The organism is Candidatus Kuenenbacteria bacterium, assembly GCA_012797775.1.
GTDB lineage: Bacteria > Patescibacteriota > Patescibacteriia > UBA2196 > GWA2-42-15 > JAAZMX01.
In genome coordinates this window covers 1-8,454 of the sequence record JAAZOM010000028.1, presented here as the reverse complement: position 1 = coordinate 8,454, position 8,454 = coordinate 1, and the positions used below count along the sequence as shown (strand labels likewise).

Genomic DNA, 8,454 nt, shown 5'->3' with positions numbered 1-8,454 from the left:
TAATACCAAAAACCATCATGTTCTCCCATTTTCTTTCCTGTTTTTATATTAATAATCTCGCCCGGCTTTTTTCCCAAATGCGCCGCCAAAAAATCCCGGTATTTAATCTTGCCCAAAAAACAAATCCCCTGACTATCCTTCCTGTCTTTGTTTGGTAATTTATATTTACGCGCCAATTTTCTCACCTCTTCTTTGGCATACTGTCCGATTGGAAAAATCGCCCGCGCCAGCTGCTCCTGATTTAGCCGCGCCAAAAAATATGTTTGATCTTTGATTTTGTCTGGTGATCTTTTTAAATAATAAACCTTGCTTCCCCCTCCTCCCTGAGGAGGGGTGGGCCGAGCTTGCCGAGGGCCAGGGTGGTGTTCCTCGACCTGCGCGTAATGCCCTGTCGCCACCCTATCAAACCCCTTGCCAATATAATCATAAAACACGCCAAATTTTATAAACTGATTGCATAGAATATCTGGATTCGGCGTCCGGCCCGCTTTTACTTCTTTGATCGCCCCAGCTACCACCCTAGCCCAATATTCTTTTTGCAAAGGCACTATTTCCAGAGGCACTTTTGCCTGCTTGCAAACTTTTTCTAAATAACTCAAATCTTCCTCCCACGGACACTTGCCGAGAAAAGAATATTTGTCCTCCATCCAAATTTTTATATAAAACGCCGTTAGCTTGTGGCCCTGATCTTTTAGTAACCTCAAAGCCACCGAGCTATCCACGCCTCCCGACGCCAACACTGCTATTTTCATAATAAAAAACTTTATCCTGAGCGGAGCGAAGGATCCCATTTAAAAAACCACGAACGCTTCGCATCCACGCCCAAAATAAATCCATTTATATCTTTATCTTAACCCAAATAACCTATTTTAACAAATAAAAATTCACCCTTCAGCTCTGGGGGAAGGAATTGAACCTTCACTATCCTCGTTAACAGCGAGGCGTGGCATTTACCCCGCATCAAATCTCTGGGAGCAGGATTCGGACCTGCGACATCCGCGTTAACAGCGCGGCGTTCTACCACTGAACTATCCCAGAAATCTGGTGCGGGGCCATTAAACTACCCCAGAACCAAAAAGTGAATCAAAAAACCCGCCTTCTTGAAAGCGGGTTTGAAAGTTTCCTAATACGAAAAACTAACCAACCCGCAGGCGATTATTGTTATTATTCAAATTATTGGTTAATCTTTTCATATAAAACATCTTAGCGCATTTTTGGCTTTTTGTCAACCAAAAAGACTAATTTTGGCCACCACTCTCAATCTGCCATTTTGCCACAGAAGCCCTTATATCATTCCCAATCATATCGCTTATAAATTGTTCGTTTCCTTTATAACTTTTATTAGCGAATCTTCTAACATAACCATCATAGTTTCTAATCCAATTACTCCGCTCTTCTGGCGTCAGATCACTACCCTTAATAGCTTTTATTCTTTCGATAAATCCGTCGGACCCTTTTATCTTTTTTTGCCATAAATCGACAAAAAGACCACGGCTTTCCCGTGATGCCCTTTGCGCCAATTCTCCAGTTAACGTAGCGTTCATTCTTTCTGTTGTCGTAGTGGTTCTTACGCCCCCGCCATCCTCAACAACGGTCTCCCTATCAAGCGTCCCTATTTTATTATTTTTTAAATGAATATCGCCTCCTTGCTCAACAGTCGGCTCTGGCTGAGTACTGGCTCTCGCTCCTGCTCCTGTCTGTTCCGCCGCCGCCTCTGCCACCGCTGATTTTGGAGGATTCAACATATCTTGCAATGACCCTCTCCTTACTCTCATATCTGGCAGGCCATCGCCATTTTTATCCAAATTAAACCATTCACCACCCGTCCCACTCACCGGTTTGATGTTGCAGATCTGTTTAACACCATCTTCGCCTACTGGCAAATATCTTGGTTGCCAATAATTCTTACTACCGTCCGGGAGCTCAACGCTAGCCGCGCCTTTTTTGAATACGTCAAACCAATCAGCTATTCTTTCGGGTGTTATTCCACCACCCAAAACTACCTGTGGACTATCAGCCACGCACTGAGCAAAAACCTTGGCTTCCAGCTGATTCGCACCGGCTATATTCTCTTGCACATAATCAGCCATGCTCTTAGAGAACAACTCTGTCCACTTGCGGCCCCGATCATTATAATCGAGTAACATTTTTAATTTCTCCGCTAGTGTTTTTTGACCATCGTCTAATGCTTCTGACAACTGCTCAAAGGTTAATCCAGAGGGGCCATTATTCTCTACCACCCCCTCTGGCCCTTGCGATCCTCCAGCTGGCTCTCCAACTTCAGTTTCAACTTTTCCACTTAAATCTTGTTCTGCTGAAGTTGAGGGTGTTTCTCCGGCCGCTTCTTCTACCAAACCACTGGTGTTTCCATCGTCATCTAAACCAAACTTTTCCACCAAACTCTCATCATCCGGGTCTCGCTTAAGAAATTCACTATATGGTGGACTTTCTTGACCTAACGATAAGTCTGCTCCTTTACCAGCCGCTGTCTCTTTGGCTGGTAGCTGCTCCGCCTGAGGATTCCCAGCTGACTCTTGATATTCATATTCGTTTACTGTACCACTAGCGCCAATCTCTTTCCCTGTCGCATAATCAACTTCTTTTATATGATAATCAACAATTTTACCATCCGGCCCTTTTTCTGTCTCTAAAATATAAGACACCTTGCCCGGCTCTCTCACCAAAACATTTTCATAACCCTCATTAAAAGCAATAGTATTGGCCTGCTTCTCAGCCCACTCAGAAACGTTCACTCCTGATCCTTCTTCATAGCCAAACATCTCTGGCTGCGCTTCTAATTGTCTTCTTAAAACCGAAATAACTCCCGTATCATTATCGGTGACTAGAGCATCTACCTTTTGGCCCAAATAATTTTCTGCCCTCTGAGCGCCAATTTTTGTCTCAGGCACCTGCTGCACGACCTCTGTCTTCCCGACTTCCACACTGTCTGACGGAATCTTTTCCCCCACTTCTACCCCTGACGACCCCCTTATTTGTCCTTCTGCCACCACATTAGCAACTTCATCATCGCTACCAAATATTCCCTGCCATGCTCCCTTTATAATCCTTCCGCCAACACCACTGGCCACGAAAGCCACCATTCCAACCCCCAAGGCCACCCTACCAGCACGCGACCAGCCAGCTTTTTTAAAATTTTCCTCCAATTTACCCTTCGCTCCTTCCAGCCAATTTTTCAGCATCTCCCCTGCTTGTTCCTCTGATATACCGCTTTTTTCTCTATCTGTCAGCCAAGCGAACCTCTTGGCTTTTTCTTGGATCAAAATATCAATTAATTGACTATTTTTTTCTCTGTCTCCGTATGACAAATCAGCCAGATAATCATCTAATTGTTCATCTGTCATTTTTTCAATCTCATCTTTTTTTATCATTAATTCTTGCTCCTCTCCTTGTTTTTCTAACAGTGACTCTTCTATTTTCTTTGTCTTCTTGGCTCTTCTTGTCTGCGACCATTTTTCCGCTCCCACAAAAGTTGCTATACCCGCACCCAACCCGGCAAATGCGCGCCTGGAACCAAAAAGTGTTGCCAATGCAATTTTATCTCCGGCCATCAAGGCTGAAGCAAAAGTTACTGGGTTAAAAATCAAAGAAGCTGTGCCCAAGGCTAAACCAGTTGTCACCGCTGTTCGCAAACCCAGCCCACTGCGAAAAAATCCTTTTGCCGCTCCTTTTACCAACTTACCGACCCGGCCCTCTGGCTCCCAACTCTCCAATTTTTCACCAAATCTTGTATTTTTCAACCACTGATCATAAAGATTCTTGTCTGCCATCCAATCCCACCATTCTTTTAATTTTTCAACAAATTTTTCCCCCCTCACGCCCAGTTCACTGCCCTCTTTAGCCAATGAATCTCTTAAATATTCTTCTATTTGTCCCAATCTCTTTTGTTCTCTCTCATTTAATTCATTGTTAGCAGCTGCAAATTCGGCGTCACTCGTCTCACTATGAAAATATCTTATTTCTTCTGAGCTCAATCCTCCTCCATCGGTAACGCTATCTGCTTCTGTGGTTGGACCCTCGCTGTCGGCCCTTGGAGTTCTCTTCTTTCTCTCACTTTTTTGCCCAGCTCCCACTTTAGAATCCGGCGGGAGATAGCTTGGATAGTCTTCCTCTGACTGATGAAATTGCCTAATCATCTCCGCTGTTTCAGAGTCTATATACTGCTCCTGCTTTATTGGTTTCTTTTTTTTCTTGATACCCCCATCTGCCCTTTTTATCTCCGTTTCATATGCCTGCTGGTCTCTTTTGGGTTTATCAAAATCATCCACATCATCATCGTGAAAATATCCTACAATACTTTCCCCTTTCATAATATTAATAATTAATTAGTAATATTATTTTGCCTCACCCATACTCAGCATCTCTGACCTTACCCGATTTGTCTCTTCCTCAAATATATTCAAAAAATTAGGAAAATTATCCTGTAGAAACTGATTGATCTCCTCTGGCTTCGCATTGCTTTCCACCAGCTTATCAAAACCCTTTTTTTGATCTTCGTTCATTTCATCGACTATCCTGGTCATTACCCTTGTCTCCACCAAGTCGGTCATCTTATTTAATAACTCGGCCTTCTTTTCTTCTGGTAAATTATTTAACCCTAAAGTAGTAAAAATATTTTGGCCCGGTTGTGTTTGGTTGTCCATAAATTTAATAAATTAATTATTATTTAGAAATTAATTAGCCGCTTCTTTCTCGTGTCTCTCCTTCAAGATATCATCAAAATAAACGCTGATCGCCGCGGCTACTGGCACGCCCAAAAGACCACCGACTACCCCGCCCAGCTTTACTCCGATCAAGATCACCATGATCACTACGATCGGATTTAGACCCACCATCCTCTGCATGATCTTAGGCACTATCACTTGATTTTCCAATTGTTGTACAATCAGATACAGAGCAGCTACAAATACTATTTTGGTCCAAGAATCAGATGAGACCACGAGCACGGCTATCAATCCTGACAGTAGTGGCCCCAAGTATGGTATGATCTCTAGAATCCCAGCGACCAAAGCCAAAAGTAGAGCGTACTTCACCCCCAAAAACAACAAACCAAAATAAACCAATATGCCAACCACAAAACACAAGAGCAACTGCCCTCGGAGCCACAAACCGACTTTCATCTGCATCCTATCCACCAGATCCATCACATAATGTCTTTGCTTGCCTGGCACCAGATATTTTAAAAATTTTTTCAAGCCGTCTTCCTCCACAGAAATATAAAAAGTCATCACCAAAACCACGAATAACGACAATATACCACCGAAAATACTAGTCACTGTCACAAAAATACTCTTGGTCGCTTGAGCCAAAGTCGTACTCAAAGTCTGTAAAGTAGAAACCACGGAATCGCTACTCACTGCTGCGGCGCTATCCCCCGCTCTCTCCCTGAGAGTATGGATGCCTACGGAAATCTTTTCATAATAATCTGGAATATTATTGACTATCTGCACTATCTGCTCAGCCATAGCTGGCACTAACATTACCACTATCAAACTAAAAACCCCTATTAACAAAACATAAATAAATAAAATAGAAATGGCTCTGGGCACTTTGCGCTTTTTGAACCAATCAACCCACGGATCAATCGCCGCCGCAAATATCACTGATACAAACAAAAGCGCCAACACATCGCGCACCAGATAAATAAAAAACAACGCCAAAAAAACCACTACCACCCGCATGATCGAACGATAGGAAAGCGCTTTTTCGGCAGAACCAATTTTTATAGGCATATATTTCTAATTAAAAAATTTTAAAAATTTTTCTTTTTTGCCCACCGGGCCGATCAAGGCCAAATTTATCCTCTCTCTTTGAAAGAGACCTCTAGCCAATTTCATTATATCATTTTCACTCACCCGCAACAATTCCTTTATTTTCTGTTCCGGGGTCTTTATATTTTTGCCAAAAAGCGCCTGTGTACCATACCAAATGGCCATATTATCAGTATTATCAATTTCCAAACTAGTGCCGCCGCGCAAACACTCCTTGGCTTCAGCCAATTCTTTTTTTGAGACCTTTATCTTGGCTATGTTTTGTAGCTCTTCCCAAATCGCCCTAATAGCCAATTCTGTTTTTTCTATATTCACCCCAGCGTTTACAGCAAAGAGACCAGTATCTTCAAATTGATCCGTGCCCGAATTTACGTAATAGCACAGCCCTAGTTTCTCTCTGATATTCAAAAACAATCTGGAGCTCATCCCACTGCCGAGAATCGTATCCAACAAAGTCAAAACTGGAATATCTTTATGATTGTATGGCAAAGCCCGAAAAGACATCGCTAGATGAGCCTGATCAGTTTTTTTATAGTGTACCAAAACCCTTGGCCCATTTTTGACTGCGCCCACCTTGCTGTATTTTGGCCGTGACGCTGGTTTTACCTTACCAAAATATTTTGTCACCTGCCCCACCACCTTTTTGTGTTCCAACTTGCCGGCAACAGAAACCACCATCCTCTGCGGCTGATAATGCTTCTTTATATAATCAATCAGATCCTGCCGCCGCATATTTTTCAAACTTTCTCTTGTCCCGATAATATCACGCCCCAAAGTATTGCCCTCAAAGGTCAGATTCATCATCAAATCAGAGATATACCTTATTGGCGTATCCAAATACATATTCAACTCCTCCAAAATCACTCCTCTTTCCCTCTCCATCGCTTCCGCTTCAAAAAGAGAATTATTCATCATATCCGCCAAGACCTCCAAAGCCCTCTCGCTATGTGCGCTTGGCATGCGATTATAATAAATCGTGCTTTCCTGGCTCGTGGCCGCGTTCAGATACCCGCCCACGCTTTCAATGCTCCTGGCAATATCCTCCGGTTTTGGCCGATTTTTTGTACCCTTGAAAAACATGTGCTCCAAAAAATGCGATACCCCGGCCACTCGATCATTTTCATAGCGCGAACCAACACCCCAAAAAATACTCGTCGTCACTCCATGCGCCATGGGCATATTGTGAGTGACCACTTTTATTCCGTTCTTCAAAACTGATAGTTTATACATGATTAATTTTCAATTACTAAATTTTAAAATTGAGCTTTCTCCCCTGCTTTATTGAAAATATATTTCCACCTCTCAAAATTTACCCTCACCATCTTTCTCTTTTCTGCCGGATATTTGACCGACCCGAAATCCACCAAAATCGACCCCAGCGCCCGCTCCAACAAATTTAACCAAAAATACCTTTCAAAATATTTATCCTTCCTCACCATTTTCGTACTCTTATATGCCACCAACCAATTTTCGATATAGTCATCCAATTCATTATAACTTATTTCCGGCAAATCATTAATATGCACCCAGAGATTAAAGGCGAGATCATACCACTGCGGTCTATAACTCCACAAAAAATTGGACATCAAATAATACTTGCCACTTGGAGTTTTAATAATATCGTGAGGCGAGAGGTGCCCGTGCATAAATTCCATGGGCTGGTGCGACCCATATTTTTTTAATATTTTTTTATAAAGTTCAATCTTCGGCTGGTAAAATGACGGTTTTAACATTTTGGAAGTTTGTACAATTTTCAGCCAACTCTCCAATCTCTTCAAATTAAAAGTCACCACATCTCTTTCTTCTGCTTTCATTGCCCACCAGCCCGGCCTGATCTTTATCTTTGTTTTATACTCCTCATAAAAACGGCAAAATTCTTGCCTTCCCAAAATTCTCCGACCTAGAATTAATTCACTTATAAAATATCCGTATCCCCTTTTCTTGCCCCATGGCCCCTCAAAAAATACTCGTGGCACAAAAACTTTCTGGCTCTTGCTATTCTTATAAAACAATCTAATGATCTCTGGTTCATTAACCACCGGCTTCAAATGTTGAATCTTTAAAATCGCCGGCCCACCTTTGTATTTCCCGATATAAATTACACTACCAGCTTTTTTATTATCGCCCAAAATCAAACCGCGCCAGATTTCTTTCTCCGGCGCGAACCCTGATTCCTGTATTATCTCCGCCAAAAACTTATCCGCTTTCTTGGCCAATTCCAATTTCTTGGCGTAGTGAGTCAAAATTGTGTTAGACACGTTGAAAAATTAAATATTATAAAACAAAATTTATAAACACATCTTTATTAATCAAGATCACAAGTCTTTACGGCCCGCCAGAAGGTTGAATCATCTTTAACTGGAGAATTATAAAAAAGACAACGCACATGGTAAATTGAGACAAACAACCCCCATATTATGACACCAGTAATTAGTAAATAAAAAAATATTTTTACAAAATGTGATTGAACTTTTTTCCTTGCAGCATCACCATCATAGAACTTTACTGAGGTAGAAAATTTTTTTAGGAGCTTGTCTAGAACAGCATAAACATTTATGCTGATAACATGGCAAGCAAGTTAATACCAAACAGCAAATTAACCAATAGACAAATAAGTCAGATCATAGACCTGTTTGTCCTCGAAGTACCAGCCATTAAGGTGGCT

6 protein-coding genes and 1 tRNA gene are annotated in these 8,454 nt (G+C 41.9%); all 7 read right to left on the bottom strand.

The genetic code is table 11. The annotated features are described in order from the left end of the window. The coding region (mnmA, locus tag GYA54_04250) for a tRNA 2-thiouridine(34) synthase MnmA (GenBank protein ID NMC51907.1) at nucleotides 1-752 on the bottom strand (752 nt) is incomplete at its 3' end. Nucleotides 753-966: 214 nt separating this feature from the next. Then, a tRNA-Asn gene (locus GYA54_04245) sits at nucleotides 967-1,038 on the bottom strand. Nucleotides 1,039-1,238: 200 nt separating this feature from the next. After that, a complete protein-coding gene (locus GYA54_04240; GenBank protein ID NMC51906.1) occupies nucleotides 1,239-4,328 on the bottom strand; it encodes a hypothetical protein in 3,090 nt (1,029 codons plus the stop codon). Nucleotides 4,329-4,352: 24 nt separating this feature from the next. Then, nucleotides 4,353-4,661 carry a hypothetical protein gene (locus GYA54_04235; GenBank protein NMC51905.1) on the bottom strand — a complete coding sequence of 103 codons (309 nt, stop codon included), beginning with the start codon at nucleotides 4,659-4,661 and terminating at the stop codon, nucleotides 4,353-4,355. A 30-nt stretch (nucleotides 4,662-4,691) separates the two neighbouring features. Next, nucleotides 4,692-5,750, bottom strand: coding sequence for an AI-2E family transporter (locus tag GYA54_04230; protein NMC51904.1), 1,059 nt, complete (start codon nucleotides 5,748-5,750; stop codon nucleotides 4,692-4,694). 6 nt (nucleotides 5,751-5,756) lie between these two features. After that, complete coding sequence (locus GYA54_04225) at nucleotides 5,757-7,019, bottom strand: insulinase family protein (GenBank protein ID NMC51903.1); 1,263 nt, start codon at nucleotides 7,017-7,019, stop codon at nucleotides 5,757-5,759. A 23-nt stretch (nucleotides 7,020-7,042) separates the two neighbouring features. Further along, nucleotides 7,043-8,047 carry a hypothetical protein gene (locus GYA54_04220; GenBank protein NMC51902.1) on the bottom strand — a complete coding sequence of 335 codons (1,005 nt, stop codon included), beginning with the start codon at nucleotides 8,045-8,047 and terminating at the stop codon, nucleotides 7,043-7,045. Nucleotides 8,048-8,454 lie beyond the last annotated feature (407 nt).

Excerpts from the sequence above, each read along its gene's own strand:
- GYA54_04240 (NMC51906.1), bottom strand. The coding sequence starts at position 4,328 with ATGAAAGGGGAAAGTATTGTAGGATATTTTCACGATGATGATGTGGAT.
- GYA54_04235 (NMC51905.1), bottom strand. The coding sequence starts at position 4,661 with ATGGACAACCAAACACAACCGGGCCAAAATATTTTTACTACTTTAGGG.
- GYA54_04230 (NMC51904.1), bottom strand. The coding sequence starts at position 5,750 with ATGCCTATAAAAATTGGTTCTGCCGAAAAAGCGCTTTCCTATCGTTCG.
- GYA54_04225 (NMC51903.1), bottom strand. The coding sequence starts at position 7,019 with ATGTATAAACTATCAGTTTTGAAGAACGGAATAAAAGTGGTCACTCAC.